The 24,195-nt window shown below is 39.0% G+C and carries 25 protein-coding genes; 24 read left to right on the top strand and 1 reads right to left on the bottom strand.

Annotated features, from left to right (window positions below; all coding sequences use genetic code 11):
* The first annotated feature begins 127 nt into the window (after positions 1-127).
* The 14 genes from C9J31_RS17375 (at position 128) to C9J31_RS17310 (ending at position 14,010) form a co-directional block, all read left to right on the top strand.
* Positions 128-556: a DNA polymerase I gene (locus C9J31_RS17375; RefSeq protein WP_107949871.1), complete on the top strand. Its 429-nt coding sequence runs from the start codon at positions 128-130 to the stop codon at positions 554-556.
* Between the two features lie 224 nt (positions 557-780).
* Positions 781-3,408 (top strand): DNA polymerase I, encoded by a 2,628-nt coding sequence (gene polA / locus C9J31_RS17370; RefSeq protein WP_107949873.1) that lies wholly within the window; start codon positions 781-783, stop codon positions 3,406-3,408.
* Positions 3,409-3,420: 12 nt separating this feature from the next.
* On the top strand, positions 3,421-4,293 hold the full coding sequence (gene mutM, locus C9J31_RS17365) for a bifunctional DNA-formamidopyrimidine glycosylase/DNA-(apurinic or apyrimidinic site) lyase (RefSeq protein ID WP_107949875.1): 873 nt from the start codon (positions 3,421-3,423) through the stop codon (positions 4,291-4,293).
* Positions 4,294-4,306: 13 nt separating this feature from the next.
* On the top strand, positions 4,307-4,900 hold the full coding sequence (coaE, locus tag C9J31_RS17360; protein WP_107949877.1) for a dephospho-CoA kinase: 594 nt from the start codon (positions 4,307-4,309) through the stop codon (positions 4,898-4,900).
* A gap of 295 nt (positions 4,901-5,195) precedes the next feature.
* On the top strand, positions 5,196-6,218 hold the full coding sequence (locus tag C9J31_RS17355) for a glyceraldehyde-3-phosphate dehydrogenase (protein ID WP_107949879.1): 1,023 nt from the start codon (positions 5,196-5,198) through the stop codon (positions 6,216-6,218).
* A gap of 216 nt (positions 6,219-6,434) precedes the next feature.
* Entirely contained in the window at positions 6,435-6,905 is a 471-nt protein-coding gene (gene nrdR / locus C9J31_RS17350) for a transcriptional regulator NrdR (protein WP_107923414.1), read from the top strand.
* Positions 6,906-6,923: 18 nt separating this feature from the next.
* Positions 6,924-8,291: a replication initiation and membrane attachment family protein gene (locus C9J31_RS17345; RefSeq protein WP_238602112.1), complete on the top strand. Its 1,368-nt coding sequence runs from the start codon at positions 6,924-6,926 to the stop codon at positions 8,289-8,291.
* A 24-nt stretch (positions 8,292-8,315) separates the two neighbouring features.
* The gene (gene dnaI / locus C9J31_RS17340; protein ID WP_274520179.1) at positions 8,316-9,245 is read left to right on the top strand and encodes a primosomal protein DnaI; all 930 of its coding nucleotides are present in this window, start codon (positions 8,316-8,318) and stop codon (positions 9,243-9,245) included.
* Positions 9,246-9,646: 401 nt separating this feature from the next.
* Entirely contained in the window at positions 9,647-11,581 is a 1,935-nt protein-coding gene (gene thrS / locus C9J31_RS17335) for a threonine--tRNA ligase (RefSeq protein WP_107923415.1), read from the top strand.
* Positions 11,582-12,007: 426 nt separating this feature from the next.
* Positions 12,008-12,511 (top strand): translation initiation factor IF-3, encoded by a 504-nt coding sequence (infC, locus tag C9J31_RS17330; protein WP_054767264.1) that lies wholly within the window; start codon positions 12,008-12,010, stop codon positions 12,509-12,511.
* 31 nt (positions 12,512-12,542) lie between these two features.
* Positions 12,543-12,743, top strand: a complete 201-nt coding sequence (rpmI, locus tag C9J31_RS17325; RefSeq protein ID WP_054767265.1) for a 50S ribosomal protein L35 — start codon at positions 12,543-12,545, stop codon at positions 12,741-12,743.
* 59 nt (positions 12,744-12,802) lie between these two features.
* Entirely contained in the window at positions 12,803-13,162 is a 360-nt protein-coding gene (rplT, locus tag C9J31_RS17320) for a 50S ribosomal protein L20 (RefSeq protein ID WP_107949885.1), read from the top strand.
* Between the two features lie 293 nt (positions 13,163-13,455).
* On the top strand, positions 13,456-13,713 hold the full coding sequence (locus C9J31_RS17315; RefSeq protein ID WP_153062529.1) for a hypothetical protein: 258 nt from the start codon (positions 13,456-13,458) through the stop codon (positions 13,711-13,713).
* A 24-nt stretch (positions 13,714-13,737) separates the two neighbouring features.
* Complete coding sequence (locus C9J31_RS17310) at positions 13,738-14,010, top strand: DUF1294 domain-containing protein (RefSeq protein WP_107949888.1); 273 nt, start codon at positions 13,738-13,740, stop codon at positions 14,008-14,010.
* Between the two features lie 94 nt (positions 14,011-14,104).
* Here C9J31_RS17310 and C9J31_RS17305 read toward each other — a convergent pair whose 3' ends face one another.
* Positions 14,105-14,497, bottom strand: coding sequence for a sigma-w pathway protein ysdB (locus C9J31_RS17305; RefSeq protein ID WP_107949890.1), 393 nt, complete (start codon positions 14,495-14,497; stop codon positions 14,105-14,107).
* A gap of 105 nt (positions 14,498-14,602) precedes the next feature.
* Between C9J31_RS17305 and C9J31_RS17300 the strand changes: the two genes are divergently transcribed.
* The 10 genes from C9J31_RS17300 to C9J31_RS17255 all read left to right on the top strand — a co-directional run bounded on the left by C9J31_RS17300 (position 14,603) and on the right by C9J31_RS17255 (position 24,187).
* Positions 14,603-15,088 (top strand): dUTP diphosphatase, encoded by a 486-nt coding sequence (locus tag C9J31_RS17300; protein WP_054767268.1) that lies wholly within the window; start codon positions 14,603-14,605, stop codon positions 15,086-15,088.
* A gap of 119 nt (positions 15,089-15,207) precedes the next feature.
* Entirely contained in the window at positions 15,208-16,296 is a 1,089-nt protein-coding gene (locus C9J31_RS17295; RefSeq protein WP_107949892.1) for a M42 family metallopeptidase, read from the top strand.
* A gap of 406 nt (positions 16,297-16,702) precedes the next feature.
* Entirely contained in the window at positions 16,703-17,668 is a 966-nt protein-coding gene (gene argF, locus C9J31_RS17290; RefSeq protein WP_107949894.1) for an ornithine carbamoyltransferase, read from the top strand.
* Between the two features lie 444 nt (positions 17,669-18,112).
* Positions 18,113-19,012 (top strand): LysR family transcriptional regulator, encoded by a 900-nt coding sequence (locus C9J31_RS17285; RefSeq protein WP_107949896.1) that lies wholly within the window; start codon positions 18,113-18,115, stop codon positions 19,010-19,012.
* Between the two features lie 200 nt (positions 19,013-19,212).
* Positions 19,213-20,541, top strand: coding sequence for an LLM class flavin-dependent oxidoreductase (locus C9J31_RS17280; protein WP_107923419.1), 1,329 nt, complete (start codon positions 19,213-19,215; stop codon positions 20,539-20,541).
* 46 nt (positions 20,542-20,587) lie between these two features.
* The gene (locus C9J31_RS17275; RefSeq protein WP_107949897.1) at positions 20,588-21,601 is read left to right on the top strand and encodes an LLM class flavin-dependent oxidoreductase; all 1,014 of its coding nucleotides are present in this window, start codon (positions 20,588-20,590) and stop codon (positions 21,599-21,601) included.
* Between the two features lie 13 nt (positions 21,602-21,614).
* The gene (locus C9J31_RS17270) at positions 21,615-21,893 is read left to right on the top strand and encodes a glutaredoxin family protein (RefSeq protein WP_107949899.1); all 279 of its coding nucleotides are present in this window, start codon (positions 21,615-21,617) and stop codon (positions 21,891-21,893) included.
* 18 nt (positions 21,894-21,911) lie between these two features.
* Positions 21,912-22,736 carry a transporter substrate-binding domain-containing protein gene (locus C9J31_RS17265; RefSeq protein ID WP_107949901.1) on the top strand — a complete coding sequence of 275 codons (825 nt, stop codon included), beginning with the start codon at positions 21,912-21,914 and terminating at the stop codon, positions 22,734-22,736.
* Positions 22,737-22,762: 26 nt separating this feature from the next.
* Positions 22,763-23,467, top strand: a complete 705-nt coding sequence (locus tag C9J31_RS17260; RefSeq protein WP_107923423.1) for an amino acid ABC transporter permease — start codon at positions 22,763-22,765, stop codon at positions 23,465-23,467.
* A gap of 12 nt (positions 23,468-23,479) precedes the next feature.
* Entirely contained in the window at positions 23,480-24,187 is a 708-nt protein-coding gene (locus C9J31_RS17255) for an amino acid ABC transporter permease (protein WP_107949902.1), read from the top strand.
* Positions 24,188-24,195 lie beyond the last annotated feature (8 nt).

The raw sequence follows: 24,195 nt of genomic DNA, 5'->3' as shown, positions 1-24,195 counted from the left end.
TCACGTACGTATAAAGTACGTGATTTCCGCTTTTTTTGTTATAGTAAATTCATAATTTAGTGTTTCATAGATAGCTATTTTCTGATAGAATTATGATGTTTAGAAATGATAAATGGGGGTAATAGCTGTGAAATTACAAATTAGCACATGGCTCCAAAATTTAGGGATAGCTTGTAGTATGGCATCGTTGTTTACACTTTTCTTCCGCATAACGGATTTTGCATGGGTGACGAAAAGTGTTTATTATATACCGGTATTTTTTGTAGTTTTAGTTTTATTAGGTTTAGTGATCGCAGAAGATGTACGTAAGGCATTTAAAAAAATATTCTGGTATGAGAAACGCAAAGTACAGCGTCCTATTTGGCAGGTTGGGGTTGGATTTATTTTCTTCCTGGCACAAATTGGTACCGTTATGGTATTTAGTACAGAGCTTACACAGCCTGAGCTTGGTGGCATGCCTTTATTTTTAGTGATTGCTTTTATGAATGCTTTTATCATGACGGTTATTTATGAGGAAATTTTCTTTCGTAAAGATCAAGCAAGTAGAGTGAGTTAATATTGTGTGGGAAGTCGATTGCAACGTATGTGCAATTGGCTTTTTTTGTGATCATGTGAATGCGAATTGCTCCTGATTTATGTTATTTATAAATTTTAACGAAATTTCGTCTCTATGATTGGTAAAAAGTTTGTTTTCCCGATAAAGTAATGGGAAGAGGCATTTTCAAACATACGTTTTCGTTTTACAATAGAAAGACGACGACAACGCAGGAGGAATATAAAATGACAAAGGAAAAATTGTTATTATTGGACGGCAATAGTTTAGCGTATCGCGCGTTTTTTGCGTTGCCATTGTTAACGAATGATAGTGGAATTCATACCAATGCAGTATACGGATTTACGACAATGTTACAAAGAATTTTGGAGGAGGAGCAGCCGACAAAGATGCTCGTTGCCTTTGATGCGGGAAAGACTACTTTCCGTCATGATACGTTTACAGAATATAAAGGTGGACGTCAAAAAACCCCACCAGAATTGTCTGAGCAGTTTCCCTATATACGCAAGCTAATCGATGCCTATGGTATTAAGCGCTATGAGCTTGAAATGTATGAAGCAGACGATATTATTGGGACATTGGCTAAGGAAGCGGCGTCTCAGGAGATCGACGTTATTATCGTGTCTGGAGACCGCGACCTAACACAGCTCGCAACAGAACAGGTAACCGTGTATATTACGAAAAAGGGTATAACGGAAATTGAAAAAAATACCCCTGCCTTTATCGAGGAAAAATACGGCTTAAAGCCATTGCAAATCATTGATATGAAGGGTCTAATGGGGGATGCTTCCGACAATATTCCAGGTGTACCAGGCGTGGGTGAAAAGACTGCGGTTAAATTGTTAAAAGAGTACGGATCTGTTGAGGCACTTTACGAGGCGATGGATTCTGTAAAGGCTTCTAAAATGAAAGAAAAGCTTGTGGCGAACGAAGAACAGGCAATTATGAGTAAACAGCTGGCAACGATTTTTACAGAGGCGCCGATTGAAATAGCACTGACAGAGCTTAGCTACAGCGGTCCGAATGAAGAAGCGTTAATCGATGTATGGCAAGAGCTTGGCTTTAAATCACTGCTCGAAAAAAGTGATTTTACGGTTGAAGAAGAAGAACGTGCGCCATTTGCCTATGATATTGTCCAAGAAGTAAAACCTGAGTTCCTAAAGGATGTAATGGCACTGCATGTAGAGCTTGCGGACGAGCACTACCATACATGTCAGCAACTTGGGATTGCTTTTACAGACGGTACAGCTACAAAATATGTTCCGTTTGATGTTGCGGTAAAATCAGATGTACTTCGTCGCTGGTTAGAAGATGCCACAAAGGTGAAGTATATGGCAGATTCAAAAGCATCTCAGGCAGCGTTAAAGCGTGAGGGTATTCGTTTAGCAGGTGTTGACTTTGATTTACTGCTTGCATCCTACATCAATAATCCTGCACTCAGTGGCGATGATGTAGCAACCCTTGCAAAGGATGTTGGCTATCGTGATGTACAAGCCAATGAATCCGTTTACGGAAAAGGAGCAAAACGTGCTGTGCCAGACACAGAGGTACTTGCAGAACATGCAAGCCGTAAAGCCTTTACTGTGTGGACATTACAACCCAAGCTTGAGGAATTATTGCGTGAAAACGAACAGTATGACCTTTATAAAAATTTAGAACTTCCCCTTGCAGCCATCTTAAGTGATATGGAAAGTGAAGGTATTACCGTGAACCGTGCCACGCTGGAAGAAATGGGGCAGGAGCTGAATGAGAAGTTAGTAGTTATAGAGCAAGCTATTTATGCTGAAGCAGGCGAGGCATTTAATATTAATTCACCAAAACAGCTAGGGGTTATACTCTTTGATAAGCTTGGCCTTCCAGTAATTAAAAAAACAAAGACAGGTTACTCCACAGCTGCAGATGTATTAGAAAAATTAAAACCTGAGCATGCCATTATTGAACATATTTTATTGTACCGTCAATTAGGCAAGTTACAATCCACATATATTGAGGGTCTACTAAAAGAAATTCATAAAAAAGATAGCAAGGTGCATACGCGCTTCCAACAGGCACTAACAGCAACAGGACGCCTGAGCTCGACAGACCCGAACTTGCAAAACATTCCTATCCGTTTGGAGGAAGGGCGTAAAATTCGTCAGGCATTTGTACCTTCACAAGAGGATTGGATTTTATTCTCTGCCGATTATTCGCAAATCGAACTGCGCGTACTTGCTCATATGTCTGAAGATCCAAACTTAGTAGAAGCTTTCCGTGAAGGTATGGATGTGCATACACGTACTGCAATGGATGTCTTCCACGTATCGGCCGAAGAAGTGGATAGCAATATGCGTCGAGCTGCTAAAGCAGTTAATTTTGGAATAGTTTACGGAATTAGTGATTATGGTTTATCGCAAAATTTAGATATCACGCGTAAAGAAGCTGCTACATTTATTGACAAGTATTTTGCAAGTTTCCCGGGTGTGAAGCGCTATATGGATGAAATCGTACAGGATGCCAAATTTAATGGCTTTGTGACAACCATTTTAAATCGACGTCGCTATCTGCCTGATATTACTAGTTCGAACTTTAATCTACGAAGCTTTGCGGAGCGCACAGCCATGAATACGCCAATTCAAGGTAGTGCAGCGGACATTATTAAAAAAGCGATGATTGATATGGATGCTCGTTTGAAAAAAGAAAATATGCAGGCAAAGCTTCTTTTACAAGTGCACGATGAATTAATCTTCGAAGCACCAAGAGAAGAGATTGCCTTACTTGAAAAAATCGTACCAGACGTAATGGAGAATGCCATCAAGCTTACTGTGCCACTAAAAGTGGACTTCAACTATGGGGCAACATGGTACGAAGCGAAGTAGGAGGTGTTATAAATGCCTGAATTACCAGAGGTGGAAGGTGTTGTACAGGCGTTAAAACCTGAAATTGAAGGACGTACAATTAAACAGGTTCAGTTATCTGAAATTATTCGCTTTTCCTTTAGTGAGGGAAAACAATGTATCGTTAAACAATCCGAGCCGGATGCTTTTGAAATGGCACTAACGCAAATGACGATTCAAAAGATTGAGCGTCGTGCAAAATACATCTTTTTTCATCTGTTAAAAGAGGATGTGTCTTATATTTTAGTGAGTCATTTAGGGATGACTGGTGCGTGGTTCGTGGTCAATTCACCTGAGGAAATCGGGGAGGCTAAATTTAAAAAGCATATTCATGCAACATTCCAAATGACAGATGGAGGCTATTTAATATACTCTGATATTCGTCGCTTTGGTGAACTACGTTTTTTAGCACAACTAGCAGATCATGCCCCTCTCACAAAAATGGCACCTGAGCCGTTTGATGAGGCAGCGAGTGATTTCTTTATTGCCAAATCGTTGCTACCGAAATACGAGAAAAAGGCTGTTAAAGAAGTGATTATGGATGGGCAAGTGATTTCTGGCTGTGGCAATATATATGCCACTGAAGCTTTGTTTGCTCAAAAAATTCATCCTGCTCGCAAGATGAATCGTATTAGTGAAAAGCGGAAACGTCAATTATTTGAGGCGATTGTAGCAGTGCTACGTCAAAGTATTGAAGCTGGTGGTTCAACAATTTCAGACTATCGCAATATTAACGGTGGGGCAGGAAGCATGCAAAACCGTCTAAAAATGTATGGGAAGAAGATATGCCCTGAGTGTGGAACCGACACGAGTCAAATGACGATTGGCGGGCGCACATCAGTCTTTTGCCCAAATTGTCAACATTAAAGGGGAATTTACTATGATTATCGGACTAACAGGAAGTATTGCGAGCGGAAAAAGTACAGTAGCGAAAATGATGACAGCGCTCGGTTTACCGATTGTCGATGCGGATATTGTAGCACGTGATGTCGTAGAACCAGGTACAAAGACGTTAACATTAATTGCTGAAAATTTTGGTGAAGATATCTTACTTGAAGATGGTAGTTTAAATCGCGCGAAGCTTGGCGATATCATTTTCCATGAGCCTGCAAAGCGTAAAATCTTAAATGATATTATGCATCCTGCTATTCGGGAAGAAATGCTTCGTCAACGCGATGCTTTTGTAAAAGCGGGTCAAAAACATATTGTTATGGATATTCCACTGCTGTTTGAAAGTAAATTACAGCATTTCGTAGAGCTCATTATCGTTGTATCAGTCAGAGAAGATGTGCAACTCCGCCGTTTAATGGAACGTAATCATTTAACGAAGGAGGATGCGTTAGCTCGCATTCATTCCCAGTTGCCATTGTCCGTAAAGGAAAAAGGTGCTCATGCAGTGATTTACAATAATGAAAATCTGGAACAAACGGAAGAGCAACTAAAGAAAATCCTGCATCATTGGGGCGTTCTTTAATATTAAGTGCGTAGCGAGAACATATCGCTACGCATTTTTTTGCGTGTAAGCGCCATAATAAAAATAAAGTAAAAACTTTCATCGATGGGAGTTTTTTCGATTTTTTAGTTGAAGCAAACGGTTGCTACGGTGGAGTATCCATTAGTATGAGAGGAACTTATTGGTCATTTATTTTTCAGAAAATAAGAACTTTTTTATTATGAGTATATAATGTTCATCTTTTTTAAAATTGTGTTATACTAATCACCATAAAGTATAATTAATATGAGTACGTACTCACAGGAGGATTTTATAAATGACAGTATCAATTGCTATTAATGGTTTCGGACGTATCGGACGTATGGTTTTCCGCCAAGCGATCGTACAAGAAGATTTAAATATCGTTGCGATTAACGCGAGCTATCCAGCTGAAACGTTAGCACATTTGATTAAGTATGACACAAATCACGGAACATTCGAAGGTACGATTGAACCTGCAGGCGATGCTTTAATTGTAAACGGTAAACACGTGCAAATTATTAGCGAACGTGATCCCTTACAATTACCATGGGCAAAAATGGGTGTGGATATCGTTATCGAAGCAACTGGTAAATTCAATGAGCGTGAGAAAGCAGCAATGCACTTAGAAGCGGGAGCAAAAAAAGTCATCTTGACAGCACCAGGTAAAAATGAAGACATCACAATTGTGTTAGGTGTAAACGATGAAAAACTGGATGTTGAAAAACATGACGTTATTTCTAACGCTTCTTGTACAACAAACTGCTTAGCGCCAGTGGCAAAAGTATTGAATGACACATTTGGTATCGAGAGCGGTTTAATGACAACAGTTCACGCTTATACAAATGACCAAAAGAACCTAGACAATCCGCACAAAGACTTACGTCGTGCACGTGGTTGCGCACAATCAATCATTCCAACATCAACAGGTGCTGCAAAAGCATTACGATTAGTGTTACCAGAGTTAGATGGCAAAATTCATGGTATGGCACTTCGTGTTCCAACACCAAACGTATCATTAGTTGACCTTGTTGTAGATTTAAATACAGACGTAACAGTAGAATCTGTGAATGCTGCATTTGTGAAAGCTGCTACTGAGGGGCCAATGAAAGGCATCTTAAACTTCTCAATCGAGCCGCTTGTATCGATTGATTACAATACAACAACTTACTCATCAACAGTAGATGGTCTTTCGACTATGGTAATGGGCGACCGTAAAGTGAAAGTTCTTGCTTGGTATGACAACGAGTGGGGCTACTCAGCGCGTGTTGTTGATCTGATGAAAAAAGTGGCAAAAGCATTAGAAACAGTTAACGCCTAATTTATCGGATATGTAATACGGGCTATAAAAGGTACTAATAGCGACCTTTCCCATTTATTTTTTAATGAGCACATTGAAATCCTCGTGGTTTCGATGTGTTTTTTTGTTGGACAAATATACTACATCTTGCCAGAAAAAACGAAAGTGATTTTTTACAAGCGGGAAATTTGTTATAATAGAAATATTAAATTGTTGTGGAATCAGGAGAGTAAATATATGAGATGTCCATCTTGCCAATTTAACGGAACACGTGTAGTGGATTCGAGGCCTGTAGATGATAATAAAGAAATTCGTAGACGTCGTGAATGTGAGTCATGTGGCTTCCGCTTTACAACGTTTGAAAAAATTGAAGAGACACCATTAGTCGTTGTGAAAAAAGAAGGCTCACGGGAAGAGTTTAGCCGCGAAAAGGTATTACGTGGTTTAATTCGTGCTTGTGAAAAACGTCCTGTTGCTCTTGAAGTACTAGAGGGACTTGTATTATCTATTGAAAAAGATTTGCGTCGTATAGGGAATGCAGAAGTACGATCAGAGGATGTCGGAGAAATGGTGATGGATCGCTTAGCGAAAATTGATGAGGTTGCCTATGTGCGCTTTGCATCGGTTTACCGTCAGTTTAAGGACATCAATGTCTTTATTGAGGAAATTAAAGAAATTATTCAACGTCAAACTGAAAAAAAATCATAAAGCAAACAGAGAGGGTGAATGACGTTGATTCATTTGTATAAGGAGTTACAGCCAGCTGATACTTTTGACATTCGTCTACCTCATGCGCTTTCTACACAGGAACGTCAGTTAGTAACATTGTTTTATCAGCCTTTAACTGGAGCAGAGCCCATCAGTCTGTACTTAACGTTATGGGCAGAAGCAGAGCAAATGCCCGGACAGCAAATGACGCATTATTATTTAATGAATGTATTAGGTTTACCCATTGGCAAAGTTTTCGAGGCACGTATTGCACTTGAAGCAATTGGCTTATTGCGAACATGGAAAAAAGAAGACGCTGAACAACGGAGCTTTTTGTATGAGCTTATGCGTCCGCTTGATGCCGATAGCTTTATGAAGGATCCATTGTTGTCGATGTTTTTGTTCAGTAAAATCGGAGAACAAGCGTATCGGAAGCTACGTCAACGATTTATTCGACCTGTAAGAGATAGTGAGTTTAAGGATGTATCACGTGCCTTTATCGATGTATTTAAGCCAGTCAGTGCACATATTCCTGCAGAGCTTCAGGTCGGTACTGCAAGCGATAAACCACAAAAAGTCTATCCGTTCTATTTTGAACAGTTTGACTTTGAGTTGCTGCAGGCTGGTTTATCGGACCAACTCGTACCAGCGAGTTTATTAACGCTTGATGTACGTGAATCCATTGCAAAATTAGCTTTCTTATATCACCTAACTGCATTGGATATGCAAAAAGTTGTCATTTTAGCACTTGATGATGACTTAGGCATCTCACAAGAGCGATTGCGCAAAGCGGCAGCTGATTTTTATAAACTGACCGTGTCCAAGGAACCGCCAAAACTTGCTAGAGTTTATGAGGTACCGGTTGCTGTAGAGGATTCGATGCAAAAAACGAAAGATCAAGAGTTACAGCATTATTTAGAAACGACTGCACCTGTTCAAGTGTTACGTGATATTAATAATGGGAAAGAGCCATTGCAAACATCTGTCCAACTTGCTGAAAGCTTAATCGTTCAGCATGGTATGCCAGTAGGCGTGGTCAATGCGTTACTGGAATATGTCATGTTAACGACCGACATGAAACTACCTAAGAAATATGTAGAGACGATTGCTGACCATTGGGTACGTAAAAATATTCAAACAGCGAAGCAAGCAATGGAACTTGCACGGCAGGAGCATGATAAATATACAACGTGGAAGAATAAGCCTCAGACATCGGCGAAAAAGAACACCTATTCAAAGAAACGCCGCGAAGAAAAAGTACCAGATTGGTTTTATAAGAGAAATGATAAGCAAGTAGAGGTTCAATCAGAAGCAACTGTTGATGCAACAGATTTTGAAAAGGAACGTCAAAAAATATTAGAGAAGTTAAGCAACCAGCAGGAATAAGGTAGGTGAACAACAATCGAACCAATTAATGGACCACTACAACGGGCGATTAAAATGCCATCTTTTCAAGAACGTTATGAAGCGATGCGTAAGGAAATATTAGAACACTCTCGTGTGCAGACATTTTTAGCAGAACATGCAGAGGAGTTAAGTTATGAAGCAATCGAACGTAATTTGCCAAAACTACATGAATTTATAAGTCAATCAACAGAATGCTGTGGGTGCGACCATACTGCACATTGTACAAACTATTTAAAGGGTTTTATTCCAAAGCTGCGAGTAGTAAGGAATTCGGTAGAAATTGATTATGTACGTTGTGAGCAAAAGGTTCGTGAGGATGAACGTCGTGATATCACTAATTTGATTGCGAGCATGCATATGCCAAAGGATGTTTTACAGGCGACCATTACGGATTTATTTATTGATGATTATTCGCGTGTGGACATTGCAAACCGTGCAGCAGATTTTGTGCAACGTACTCGTGAAACCGGGATATTGCCTACAAAGGGCTTTTATTTATATGGGCAATTTGGTGTCGGAAAATCGTTTGTGTTAGGTGCATTAGCCAATGAACTTGCAACAATTAAAGTGAGATCTGTTGTCGTTTTTGTCCCTGAATTTTTACGTGAGATGAAAAATGCAATCGGTGACAATTCCCTACAAGAGAAAATTGACTACGTCAAAAAGGCACCAGTTTTGATGCTGGATGATTTAGGGGCAGAAACAATGTCGGCTTGGACACGAGATGAAATATTAGGAACGATTTTCCATTATCGAATGGCAGAACAATTACCAACTTTCATTACGTCTAATTTTAACTATGATGAATTAGAACATCATTTAGCACAGTCGCAAAAAGGGGACTTGGAAGTAGTCAAAGCTGCTCGAATAATGGAGCGTATAAAAGCCATTACGGAGCCTGTGCAAATGGGTGGCAAAAATCGACGCGGGTAATATTGACGGTTGCAATTTACGACAATCGCGCGTATACTTTCCATATACTAAATAACAAAATGCATTGATGAGGACATGAATTTTGTGTATCAGCTTAAAGAGAGGGAAGTCATCGGCTGTAAACTTCCTAGTGTGAACACATTATTTACTACCTACTGAGCAGCGAGAGGGCATATCTTTCGCCGGTCCCTAGCCCGTTAGCTAGCCTTGAGCTTCGTCTGACTTTATAGTCGGAAGGAAGAAGGGTGGAACCACGAGCATACGCTTCGTCCCTTTTATTAGGGACGGGGCTTTTTTGTTTTTACGGTTTGTTTTTCGATAAATGCTCCATCATCAATTTGAAGATGCTTATTCCCACATCATTATGCATCAAAAAAACAACTATAAGGAGTGCAAACAATATGTCAGACATGATTAAATTAACGTTTCCAGATGGCGCTGTAAAGGAATATGCAAAGGGTACGTCAACTGACGACGTAGCAGCATCTATTAGCCCAGGACTTCGTAAAAAAGCTTATGCAGGTAAAGTGAATGGTGAATTGCTTGACTTAAAAACACCAATTGAAGAGGATGCAACAATTGCTATTATTACGCAAGATGATCAAGAAGCACTAGAAATCCTTCGTCACTCAACAGCACACTTAACTGCACAAGCCATTAAACGCCTTTTCCCAGATGTAAAGCTTGGTATCGGTCCAGTGATTGAAGGTGGATTCTACTACGATATTGATGCACCTACACCAATTACTGCTGAGGACCTACCAGCAATTGAAAAAGAAATGAAAAAAATCATTGCTGAGAACTTAGAGGTTGAGCGCAAAAATGTTAGCCGTGCTGACGCCCAAGCTATTTATGAAGAAGTTGGCGATGAATATAAATTAGAGTTACTTGAAGCAATTCCAGCTGACGAGCAAGTATCTATTTACTATCAAGGTGAATTTTTCGACCTTTGCCGCGGTATTCACGTACCATCAACTGGGAAATTACGTGAATTCAAACTTCTTTCTTTAGCAGGTGCGTACTGGCGAGGAAATTCTGATAACAAAATGCTCCAACGTATTTACGGTACAGCCTTCTTCAAAAAGGAAGAGCTAAAACATCATCTACAAATGCTTGAAGAAGCAAAAGAACGAGATCATCGTAAAATCGGTAAAGAGTTAGAGCTATTCACAACTTCTCAAAAAGTTGGTCAAGGTCTACCGCTTTGGTTACCAAATGGCGCAACAATCCGCCGTGTTATCGAACGTTACATCGTGGATAAAGAATTGTCGCTTGGTTATAAACATGTGTATACACCAGTGCTTGGTTCAAAAGAGCTGTATCAAACTTCAGGCCACTGGGATCATTACCAAGATTCAATTTTCCCGCCAATGGAAATGGACAACGAAACATTAATCATGCGTCCAATGAACTGCCCGCACCATATGATGGTGTACAAAAACAGCATGCACTCTTATCGTAATTTACCATTGCGTATTGCAGAGCTAGGTACAATGCATCGTTACGAAATGTCAGGTGCTGTTTCAGGGCTACAACGTGTACGCGGGATGACGCTAAATGATGCGCATATCTTTGTTCGTCCAGACCAAATTAAAGTGGAATTCCAAAAAGTAGTACAATTAATCTTAGAAGTTTATAAAGACTTCGATTTAAAAGATTACTCGTTCCGTTTATCTTATCGTGACCCAGCGGACACAGAGAAATACTTTGATGACGATGCAATGTGGGAAAAAGCACAAAGCATGTTAAAAGAAGCAATGGATGAGCTTGGCTTAGATTACTTCGAAGCCGAGGGTGAAGCTGCTTTCTACGGCCCAAAACTTGACGTACAAGTAAAAACAGCTATTGGTAAAGAAGAAACTTTATCAACAGTTCAGCTGGACTTCCTTTTACCTGAACGTTTTGACTTAACTTACGTTGGCGAAGATGGTAAACCACATCGTCCAGTTGTTATTCACCGTGGCGTTGTATCAACAATGGAACGTTTTGTTGCCTTCTTAATTGAAGAATACAAAGGTGCATTCCCAACTTGGTTAGCACCTGTACAAGTAGAAGTAATTCCTGTATCAAATGAAGCGCATTTCGATTATGCAAAACAAGTTGAAGAGCAATTAACAGCTGCTGGCTTACGTGTAGAGATGGATGATCGCGAAGAAAAGCTTGGCTATAAAATCCGTGAAGCACAAATGAAAAAAATCCCATACATGCTTGTGATAGGGGATAAAGAAGTTGAGGCAAATGGCGTAAATGTTCGTCGCTATGGCTCAAAAGATTCACAAACAATTAGTTTCGAGGATTTCCTAGCAAATATTAAAGCGGAAGTCGCACGCTTCTAATAAAACATATGAAAACCTCGCTCGCGCAAAAAAGTGAGTGAGGTTTTTGTAGGTAATCAAATATTTTAGGTATAGATTATAAATTAATAGGTTATAATAATAGAAAATGAGCTAATTAAAAATAATTGTTTGACAGCTTGTTAAGTACATGCTAATATAATGAAGGTTAATGAATACAAAGTTTGTGGTTGAAGTAGAGGCTGCCCGCTTCTCACCTGATACAACGCTTAGGCTGTGAACAGGTATGACACGTTGAATTGTTTTGCGTAAACTTGCGCATGCACATATAGCGGGCGGACATCTTCAAAAATGTCCGTCCTTTTTTTATGGACATGACGAGAGGATGTACCGTTCAACCGGGCAAGGCTTTGCCCAAACCATGTATTCGCGACAACTACTTGGAGGTGGATTACTATTAGCAAAGACATGTATGTAAACGAAGGCATTCGCGCACGTGAACTTCGATTAATCGATCACAATGGTGACCAGCTTGGTGTAAAGACACGTAATGAAGCGCTAGAAATCGCCGCTCGTGTAAACTTGGATCTTGTCCTTGTGGCCCCTCAAGCCAAGCCGCCAGTCGCTCGTATCATGGACTATGGTAAATTTAAGTTTGAACAGCAAAAGAAAGACCGTGAAATTCGTAAAAATCAAAAAGTCATCGTGTTAAAAGAGGTTCGTTTGAGCCCATCTATCGATGAACATGATTTCCAAACGAAGCTACGTAATGCTATTAAATTCCTTGAAAAAGGCGATAAAGTAAAATGTAGTCTACGATTCAAAGGTCGTGCGATTACACACAAAGAGATTGGTCAACGTGTGTTAGATCGTTTTGCTGAAGCTTGTGCTGAAGTATCGACGGTTGAACAAAAACCGAAGATGGAAGGCCGAAGCATGTTCTTAGTTCTTCAACCAAAGAACGAGAAATAATATTAGACGAACAGTTTAGGAGGAATTCGATATGCCAAAAATGAAAACACACCGTGGAGCTGCGAAACGTTTCAAAAGAACGGGTTCAGGTAAATTAAAATATGACCGTGCTTACGGTAGCCACTTATTTGCAAACAAATCTACGAAACAAAAACGTCACCTACGTAAAGCAAACGTAGTTTCATCTGGTGACTTCAAACGCATTAAATCATTACTTGTTTACATGAAATGATTAACTACAAAAAATAAACTAACATTCATTATTTAAATGAAAAGCAGGAGGTAATTCATATGCCACGCGTAAAAGGCGGAACAGTGACGCGCAAACGTCGTAAAAAAGTATTGAAATTAGCTAAAGGTTACTATGGTTCTAAACATACATTATATAAAGTTGCTAACCAAGCAGTAATGAAATCAGGTCAATATGCATACCGTGACCGTCGTCAGAAAAAACGTGATTTCCGTAAATTATGGATCACTCGTATCAACGCAGCTGCTCGCATGAACGGTCTTTCATACAGCCGTTTAATGCACGGATTAAAAGTTGCTGGTATCGAAGTTAACCGTAAAATGTTAGCTGACTTGGCTGTAACTGATGCAGCAGCATTCACTCAATTAGCAGACGCTGCTAAACAAGCAGTTACTAAGTAATTTTTGACATAGTCAAAATTATTTCTGCGATGAAAGCGAAGCGTCAGTCGCAGGTGTGAAACAAGCAAACACTAAATAAGTGTATCGTAAAGATTGATGGATTTTTCCATCAGTCTTTTTTTATGTTACACTAGTGAAAAATAGAAAGAGTAGTGGATTTTTATGCTGCCACTAACATTTCTGGCGAACTGCTATTTTTGAAGCAATGCAAGAGCAGTGCAAAATAATCGGACTCTATATTTGCGATGACAGGGCGAAGGGAACAATCTAGTTATAGCGTAATCGAGTTTTGTTTGAGCAAGTGGAAAATTCCCTGTGAGCTTATTCAGTACGAAGGCAGTGACAAAGAACGTCAGCCAAATACAATGAGTTGGCAATTCAAGCGCAGTAATCTCTCTGGAGAGCTCCAACAAGCCCTCGAGGAAATAACAACTTTCGCAAAGAATAGTGGTCCTGCTATCGATTGCTCAGCAGAATCCATTTCTTTTATGTTTCAACAAATAGATAGAAACGAAAAACAGGTGATACTACATATTGCAAAGGTATATTAAGTAAGTCACCAAAAGGAGTTTTTTATGGTACAAGCATTACTTCCTTATATGGCGATTGTATCAATTGTCCTGCTAGTTATGATGGGGATGGATAAATCGCGTGCGAAAAAGCATGAATGGCGCATTGCTGAGCGTACATTATTTACATTAGCAATTGCTGGTGGTGCAGTTGGAGGCGTGCTAGGGATGTATTTATTCCGTCATAAAACACGCCATAACAGCTTTGCTTTCGGCTTTCCACTGCTTGCAGCTATTCAAATTTTTATTATTGTGCAATTATGGGGTAGCTCTCTGTAGGGAGCGTCCTTTTTTATGGATAACTGAGTAAGTTAAGCGATAAACAGAAAAAAATAGGCGATAATTACAGAAGGAACATGAAAACACATCCTCATTAAGAGGATGTGTCGCGCATAAGCTGTTCAATGGGTTGTTTCCAGTTGATTTTGGCGTTTGGATAATTCATTAAGATTTCCTGTTGCAGGTACATGAAGTCACTTTTAGTAAAACCTTGTAGTGTCGCAGCATCTCGAGCACCAACGAAAATTGTGACAACCTCAAATGCATCTTCGGTTGTGCCTAAGTATTTTTCGCCTTCAAAAAGTGCACCCTTAAAAGAAATAAAGAAATTTTTTCTTACATTTTTAACGTCATCATAAAAGTAGTAATGGCCATTTTCATAGGCTTCATCAAGTTTTCGCTTAGGATCAGTTATATAACGAATCGCTTTATAAAATACATAAATAATAAGCGCAATGACAGCAAGTCGAATAAGTAAAGGTAACATTTTTTTAAATTCCCCCTTGAAGAAAGGTTATTCCTTCCTATACGATTAGAGGAGGCAATTAGTTTCACTATTTATAAATATTTTTAAGAAATTTAGGAGAAAAACATGAATTTACAACAATTGTTTAAAATGCAAAAAGAGCTTGATGAATTTATTGAGAAAACACAAAATATTGAACATGATGTTTTTAAAGAAAAAGGTTTAGCATTAATGGTCGAACTAGCAGAACTTGCGAACGAAACTCGTTGTTTTAAGTTTTGGAGCACAAAAGGGCCTTCAGCACGAGACGTCATTTTAGAGGAATATGTGGATTCTATTCATTTTATATTATCACTGGGATTACTAAAAGGTTTTACAACCATTGAAAAATGGCCAGTCATAGAAGAAAAACGTGATTTAACGGAAACATTTTTAATGACACAGGACTATATTTTAACGTTTATTGGTCAGCCAACTGCGGATAACTATTTAGCCATTTGGCAATGCTATGGTTTACTTGCGTACAATCTGGGCTTCACTTTTGAGGATGTTGTATCAGCCTATATTGAGAAAAATGAAGAAAATTATAATCGTCAACGTAGCGGCTATTAATTTATTGAATAGTCAGATGTCAAGCAGTAAAAATACATCAATATTCAGACGATTCACTAGGAATATTTCGGTAAACGAAGTATAATAGAGGAGATATATAAGAAGTAGGAGGCAAAAGTATGACACAACTAGATTCGACTTTGCAAATGTTTAAGGATTTGACAGATGCAAATGGTATCGCAGGTAATGAACGCGCACCTCGCGAGGTAATGAAAAAATACATCGCACCGTATGCAGATTCAGTAGAAACCGATAATTTAGGTAGCGTTATTGCAAAAAAAGTGGGCGATGAAAATGGTCCGAAAATTGTAGTCGCAGGTCATTTAGATGAAGTCGGTTTCATGGTCACACATATTGATGATAAAGGGTTCATTAAATTCCAAACTGTAGGTGGCTGGTGGAGTCAAGTGATGCTTGCTCAGCGTGTCACAATTACAACGCGCAAAGGGGAAGAAATCATCGGGGTAATTGGTTCTAAACCCCCTCATATTTTACCAGCAGAAGTACGTAACAAAGTAGTAGATATTAAAGATATGTTTATCGATGTTGGTGCGGCTTCAAAAGAAGAGGTACTGGAATGGGGCGTTTGTCCTGGCGATATGGTTACACCATATTTCGAATTCAATGTGATGAAAAACGACAAGTACTTATTAGCAAAAGCATGGGATAATCGTATTGGTTGTGCCATTGCTATTGATGTTATGAAAGCATTAAAAGATGAAAAGCATCCAAATATCCTTTATTCTGTAGGAAACGTACAAGAGGAAGTAGGTCTTCGTGGTGCGAAAACAGCTACACATAAAATTCAGCCAGATATCGGATTTGCTGTCGATGTTGGCGTAGCTGGGGATACACCGGGGGTAACACCGAAAGAATCTAACAGTAAAATGGGTGCTGGTCCACAAATCGTTGTTTACGATGCATCGATGGTATCACATCGTGGCTTACGTGAGTTTGTGTTAGATGTGGCAGATGAAAACAATATCCCATACCAATTTGAGGCGATGGCAGGCGGCGGTACAGACGCGGGCTCTATTCACCTAACTGCAAATGGTGTGCCTGCGCTATCAATCGGTATTGCGACACGCTATATCCACTCACATGCAGGTATTTTACATCGTGATGATTATGATAATGCTGTGAAACTAATGGTTGAAGTGATTAAAAAATTAGACCGTGATACAGTAAATAAAATTACATTTGACTAGAAAAGTGAAGGAGAAAAAATGGATAACACACGAATCTGTTTTCTCTCTTACACTGTAGTGTCGTAAAAATAGGTCAATACGTATATAAAGTGGCAAAGCATTCATTCGAATGTTTTGCTTCTTTTTCATTCCAACAAAGTGATAAGTTAGAAAGTTCCTTGCCCAAATTAAGAGCACCAGTCGAGGAAAGAAATCGGCCTATAAACTTCTCAAGACTAGAGTTTACTTGTATAAAGTAAACTTTTTTTATTTATTGGATTATGCATAAATATACGTATAGACGCATTTTTGACACAATTAACAGATGAATTCTAAGTTTTGAAAATAAACATAAAAATTCAGTTGATTTTATAATTATGCATGTGTATACTAATCTCAACAGCAACAAAAGCAAGGAGCGAAGGCTATGAAATTACTAGAAGAAGTACAGTTAAAGTTAGTGTCTAGCTTAAAAGGAAAAGACCTACTGACTTTGTTAGACTATACAAGTGAAGAGGTTCAGGGATTAGTGGCACTGTCAATTCAACTGAAAATCATTACAAAAGAAGGTAAATGTCCGCAGTTATTAGAAGGAAAAACACTCGGTATGATATTTGAAAAACATTCAACACGTACACGTATTTCATTCGAAGTGGGCATGAATCAATTAGGTGGGAAAGGTATGTTTATGCATGCGCGTGATTTACAAATTGGTCGCGGTGAGTCCATTTTTGATACAGCACATGTGCTATCCGGTTACTTAGATGGTATTATGATCCGTGCAAACTCACATGCCATGGTTAAGGAACTTGCAGAGCATGCTGAGATTCCAGTTATAAATGGATTAACAGATATTTATCATCCATGCCAAGCTTTAGCGGATTTAGAAACAATTGCAGAACATAAAGGTGAACTAAAAGGCCTTAAAATTGCATATGTTGGGGATGGCAACAACGTGGCGCACTCATTAGTAGTCGCTTCTGCTCACGTCGGTATGCACGTAGCAGTGGCAACGCCAGTTGGCTATGAATGTGATACAGAGGTTATCACACAAGCACAAGCTATCGCAGCGGCAAATGGCAGTACGATTACGATTACAAATAATCCAGTAGAAGCGGTGAAAGATGCTGACGCAGTTTACGCAGATGTTTGGACATCAATGGGTCAAGAAGAAGAAGCTGCAAAACGTCTACAAGATTTCGCTGCTTACCAAATCAATGATGAGCTAGTTGCTCATGCGAAACCTGATTATATGTTCTTACATTGCTTACCAGCACATCGTGAAGAAGAGGTCGCAACATCCGTTATAGATGGTCCTAATTCTTACATCTTTGAACAAGCAGAAAATCGATTACATGCACAGAAAGCAGTACTTGCATCAATTCTAGGCTAATACAATGAATATGGTCTTGAGTTCTGCGTCAAGCTAGTAAACGGTTGACATATACTTCTCGGGTTGAGAAGTGCGATATATTTACAGTTCAAGTTGGCAACAGAGGGTGGCAACTTTGAATAACCTAATAGCGGCAAGCAGGCAGAGGAATGTGAGTCGCACGCGATGTAAGTTGTCAAGATGGATGACCTCATCGCTACATAGTGAAAGTAACCTGGGAGACGCTAGGTTACTTTTTTATTTGTTAGTAGCAATTGATGCGCCAAACCGCCTATTCTTCTTACTCCACATTCACAGACCTTGCAGTAACAACTTTTTGTTTCCTAAAAGTCCTACGTAGTGATGAGTTTCAAAAGTTAAATACCTAGTTTTCCAATCTTTTATAGAGAATAAAGCTGATAATCTATATAATAGGATAAATAAGTAATTATGGGAGGGCTACGGTTGAATATTGATCATATTGAAGCGTTTTTATATGTTGTGCATTACAAGAGTATTCATAAAGCTGCCAATGCATTGTTTTTATCGCAACCAACAGTAACAGCTCGTATTAAATCATTGGAGCGAGAATTAAATGTTGATTTATTTTACCGGGATGGCCGAAGTGTCATTTTATCGGATAAAGGTAAGGATTTCTTACCTTTTGCAACACAGATTGTGCAAACAATTCAGCAAGGAAAGAAGCAATTGAAGGAAACGCAGCAATCAGATGAAATTTGCATAGGCACAAACCTAGTGACGGCACAATATTTTTTAGCTTATGCATTACCTAAATGGAAAGAAAGTTTTCCGCACATGCGCTTTCAAATTATTACTGGTTCAACAAGTGTTATTTTAGAAAAACTGCAGAGTCACCAGATCGATATTGGATTTATTCAATATGTGCATAAAGAAGGTGTTAATAATGAGCTACTACTCAGTAATGCTGTCAAACTGGTGATGCACCAAGATCATCCTTTTATTCGACATACTCTTATTAAAGCCAAGGAACTGGCCAAGCAAAAGATGGTATTTTTTGAGTGTGGGGCGTTTGATTGGAATTATGTCCATAAGATGTTTGAGGTAGAGGGGGTTACGGCAAATATAGAGGTTCGTACAGACCATCTAGAAGTAGCTAAGGCATTAATTCGTACGCAAGAATACATGAGTTTTTTGCCACATTTATGTGTAAAAAAGGAACTTGAAAGTGGAGAGTTTGTAGAAATTAATGTGAAACATTTACTTGATATGAACCAGCATATCTTTTTAACATACATGAAAAAGGATACGTTGGCACCAGCATTCTGGGAGATGATTCTGGAAACCGCTGTTCAATTTGAAAACGTACAAGAAAAACTGGATTGATAAAATATTTTATGAAGTATTAAATTTTTTTCTATTATAGAACCTATTGCATAATATTTAAATGAACTGTAATATCTTCCTCAATCCTATTTTATTTATGAATGTTCATTGAGCAACATAAATGAAATATTATTTTTTAAACATAAAACAAACTTTACCACTATGTTTAGTAAAAATAAAAGAATTAGGGGGAAAAAATGATGGTGAGACAGGATAAAATTCGATTTGGCGCAATTATTCATGGAGTTGGTGGAAATATTTCAGGTTGGCGTCATCCAAAAGTAGCAAGCAATCAAAGTGTCAGCTTACCGTTTTATATCCAACAGGCGCAGAAGGCGGAACAAGGGAAATTTGATGTTGTTTTTATCGCAGATGGTGTATTTATTAATGAAAAGTCGATTCCCCATTTTTTAAATCGCTTCGAGCCACTGACAATTTTATCGGCATTAGCAGTAGCAACGAAAAACATTGGGTTAGTCGGGACAGTTTCAACGTCTTATAGTGAGCCATTTACAGTGGCTCGCCAGTTTGCATCACTCGACCATATTAGTGGCGGTCGTGCAGGCTGGAATGTAGTAACGACACCACTTGAGAGTACTGCTTTAAACTACAATAAAACAATCAAGCAACACCCAAGTCATGCGGAACGCTATCAAATTGCAGAGGAGTATTTAGAGGTAGCAAAAGGGCTCTGGGATTCTTGGGATGATGATGCTTTTGTGGCAGATGTTGAAAACGATGTATTTTTTGACCGCGAAAAACTTCATACATTGCACCATAAAGGTAAATATTTCTCTGTACAAGGACCGTTAAATATTGCCCGCTCACGACAAGGTCAGCCTGTAATTTTTCAAGCAGGATCATCAGATGCCGGTATTCGTTTAGCGGCTAAAGATGCAGATGCAATATTTACACATGGTGGGTCCATAGAAGAGTCACAACAGTTTTATAAAAAGGTCAAGGTAGCGGTTAAAGCATTTGGGCGTAACCCTGATGAGGTAAAAATTTTCCCTGGAATTTCCCCGATAATTGGCGACACAATTGAGGAAGCAGAAGCAAAGTATCAAGAAATCGTAGAGCTCGTTTCCATTGAGCGTGCGCTTGCTTATCTTGGTCGCTATTTCGATCATCATGATTTTACACAATATGATGTTGATGCGCCGTTCCCAGAGCTTGGCGATATTGGCGCAAATAGCTTCCGCAGCACGACAGATTATATTAAAAAATATGCCAGAGATGAGGCGCTAACACTTCGACAAGTGGCTTTGCGAGAAGCTACACCAAAAACTGCCTTCTTCGGTACTGCACAGCATATTGCAGATTTAGTACAAGAATGGTTTGAAAAAGATGCGGCGGATGGCTTTATTATAGGAGTTACAGTACCTGAAGCACTTGACGATTTTGTCGATAAAGTTGTACCGATATTACAGGAACGTGGGCTGTATAGAGAAGACTATGAGGCAGATACATTACGTGGCAATTTAGGTTTACCTTTTAAAGAAAGCCGTTTTGTCAAACAGTCTGTCTAAAAACCTAGTAAATTTATTTGAATAAAAGAGATTAAGGAGGCAATGTATGAGTTATACATTAGGTATTCTAGATCAAAGTCCTATTATCGAGGATGCAACTAACGAACAGGCTTTACAAAATACTGTAGCATTAGCACAAAAGGCGGAGCAGTTAGGCTATTCACGTTTTTGGGTGTCAGAACATCACCATACAGATACATTAGCCGGAACATCACCGGAAGTATTAGTATCGTATTTACTGGCAAAGACAAAAACCATCAATATTGGCTCAGGTGGCGTCATGCTGCAGCATTATAGCCCATTTAAGGTGGCAGAAAATTTTCATGTGCTCGCATCGTTGGAGCCTGGAAGAGTCGACTTAGGCATCGGAAAAGCGCCAGGTGGTTTGCCACTTTCTACAAAAGCACTGCAATATGGCACGATTAATAAAGGAGAAGATTTTGAGCAACGTCTTACTTTTTTACAGCACTTACTTGAGGATGCGGTGCCAGTAGAACATGCATTGCATGGTGTACAGGCGACGCCTATTCCAAAGGTGAAGCCATCGCTATTTTTACTTGGTGCGAGTCCACAAAGTGCCACACTTGCTGGGAAGTTAGGCATATCCTTTGTCTTTGCTCGTTTTATCAATAGTGATCTTGAAGTTTTAAAAGAAGCTTCTGAAGCATATCGCACGCATCATCCTAAAGGTCATTTTGCAATTTCCATTGCCGCTCTTGCTGCACCAACAAAAGAGGAAGCGCAAGACTTAGTCGGCGATCAAAAAATAACGAAGGTACATTTAGCCAGTGGTCGAAGCTTAACATTGAATTCTGTCGAGCTTGCTGAAAAATTTGGGCAAGAATCAGGGGAGACGTTCACGGTTCAGCAATATGATGCAGATATTTTATACGGTACTCCTGAAGATATAAAAGAAAAATTAGACGTCTATCATACACAATACCAGATTGATGAATTCATCCTGCATACGCCTGTATTAAAGGCAGTTGAACGGGAAAGGTCATTTGAGTTGTTAAGTCCAGTGAATTTACATTTACAACAAAAGGAAACAGTGCGTTAAGGGGGATTTGAACATGTCAAAAAAGGTAGATGTAGTAGTTTGGTCAAAACAAGGTTGTAGCTATTGTGAAGAAGTTAAAACGTATTTACAAGAAGAAGGTCTATCTTATAACACCGTAGACGTGACACATAATGATGCATTTCGTGACATTCTTGACACAAAGTACGGTGTACGTTATGTACCAGTGATAGAAATTGGCTCAAGTGAAAATGGTGTGTACAAAGCTGTAACCGAAATAGGGCTAGAGCATTTAAAGGTAGCACTTGCCGATAGTGCACCTTCGCATATTTAATACGAAAAGAGGAAATGTATGAAAAAATTATCGCTTTATTTAACAATCGTGCTTACCTTCCTTTTAACAGCTTGCACAAGTGCTGAAAATTCCGAAGGGGATGCACGTAAAAATGATTCAGCACAACAGGGAAAAGACGTTCAAAAAATTATTGTGGGCACAGGCACGCAATTTCCAAATATATGCTTCTTAGATGATAAAGGAAACTTAACAGGCTATGATGTCGAGCTTGTTCGTGCGATTGATGAAAAGCTAGCAGAATATGAATTTGAATTTAAAACAATGGAATTTTCTAACTTACTACTAAGTTTAGAAACAAGAAAAATTGATTTTATCGCGCATCAAATGGAAGTTAATAGTGAGCGAGAAGAGAAGTTTCTGTTCAATCAGGAACCATACAATGTCTTTCCATTAAAGGTGACGGTAAATGCTAAAAACGATGAAGTGCAATCCATAGATGATTTAAAAGGAAAGAGTGTCAGTGTTTCAGCCACGAGCAACTCTGCTGTGTTTCTCGAAAAATACAATAAAGAGCACGATTTAGGTGTAAATATTGTTTATTCATCTGGGGCGGCAGATGTCAATAATCAAATTGCTACAGGGCGTATCGATGCGATCATCACAACGCCATTTGCGGTAAAGTACTATAACGAAAACAATGAGGCCCAACAGAAGGTCGTAGGGGACGCATTATTAAACTCCAAAGTTTATTTCTTACTGAATAAAGATTCGGTGTCACTACAGGAACGACTTGATGAAGCCATTAAAGAACTAAAGGCAGATGGCGTTGTTAGTGAGTTAAGTAAAAAATGGTTAGGTGACGATTATTCAGTCGATTTCTAGAAGAATCAAGAAAGGGTGAAGGGACAATGGCAAATGATTTCGACTTCATGCTAATAGCGGATGTGCTTCCCACATTGCTTCAATATTTACCCATAACACTTGAAATATTAGTATGGTCGATCTTTTTTGGCATGTTGCTTGGTATAGTAGTCGCTTTGCCGAAGCTGCTAGATATACCTGTCTTAAAGCAAATCGTATCGATTTATATATCGTATATTCGAGGTACACCGATACTGGTGCAGTTATTTTTAGTGTTTTATGGAATACCAGCGCTATTACAAATTATCCATATTGATGTGACAAGGATGGATGCCATTTATTTTGTTATTATAACGTACACATTCAGCAACGCAGCTTCATTTGCAGAAATTTTTAGAGCAGCGATTTTAACCGTTGATCGTGGTCAAATCGAAGCAGCCTATTCAGTTGGTTTAAGTCGTATGCAGGCTTTTATACGCATTGTGCTGCCACAGGCGATTCGTGTTGCTTTCCCAAATATGACGAACACAATGATTAGTTCTTTAAAAGATACCTCGCTGGCCTTCTCAATCGGAGTAATGGACATGGTGGGACGTGGTGAAACGCTTATTGCCTCCACCACGCGAGCACTAGAAATCTATTTAGCACTCTCCATCGTGTATTATGTCATCGTTATAGTGCTAGAAAAGGTATTGAAACGTAACGAACGCTATCTCAATCGCTATATGCAGAAAGAAGTAGCGACGAGCTAGGGGGGATTGACATTGACAATTGATATTTCTTTTATTTTTGAAGCCTTTCAGGAAATTTGTAAGGTGTTGCCGTTAACCTTGTTTATGACGTTTACACCTGTGTTATTGGGCATTTTAATAGGTATAGTGGTAGCCTTTGTACGGATACAAAATATAAAAATAATCGCGCCTATAGTAAATTTTTATGTATCTTTTTTCAGAGGAACACCGATTATTATGCATATTATGCTGATATATTTTGGGATACCAATTGTAGTGGATGCTGTCGCGCAAACCTTGAAGCTAGATTTTGATGCAAACGCGATCCCTATTTTATTTTTTGTGTTAGTAGCACTGACATTAAGTGCTGGAGCATATGCCTCAGAAATTATACGATCGGGTATTTTAGGCGTTCCAAAGGGGCAACTTGAAGCGGCCTATGCTGTAGGTTTAACATTTTCACAGGCGATGCGACGTTTTATATTGCCACAAGCATTTAGTCAGTCGATTCCAAACTTTACGAACGTTTTTATTGGATTTTTACATGCGACATCATTAGCATTTTTTGTTTCGATAAAGGAATTAACGGGCGTTGCCAATATTGTGGCATCCGTTAATTTAAAATTTTTAGAGGCATTTATTGCGGTAGGGTTCATTTACTGGGGTGTGTCTGCAGTTATTGAATTGATAGCACACCGTATTGAAAAACGAGTGACTGCTTATAGTAAGGGCGGCATTTAGAAAAGGAA

The sequence above is a fragment of the Lysinibacillus parviboronicapiens genome (assembly GCF_003049605.2).
GTDB lineage: Bacteria > Bacillota > Bacilli > Bacillales_A > Planococcaceae > Lysinibacillus > Lysinibacillus parviboronicapiens.
Note: the sequence above shows the minus strand (reverse complement) of the source record. Positions and strands in the feature narration are given on the sequence as shown.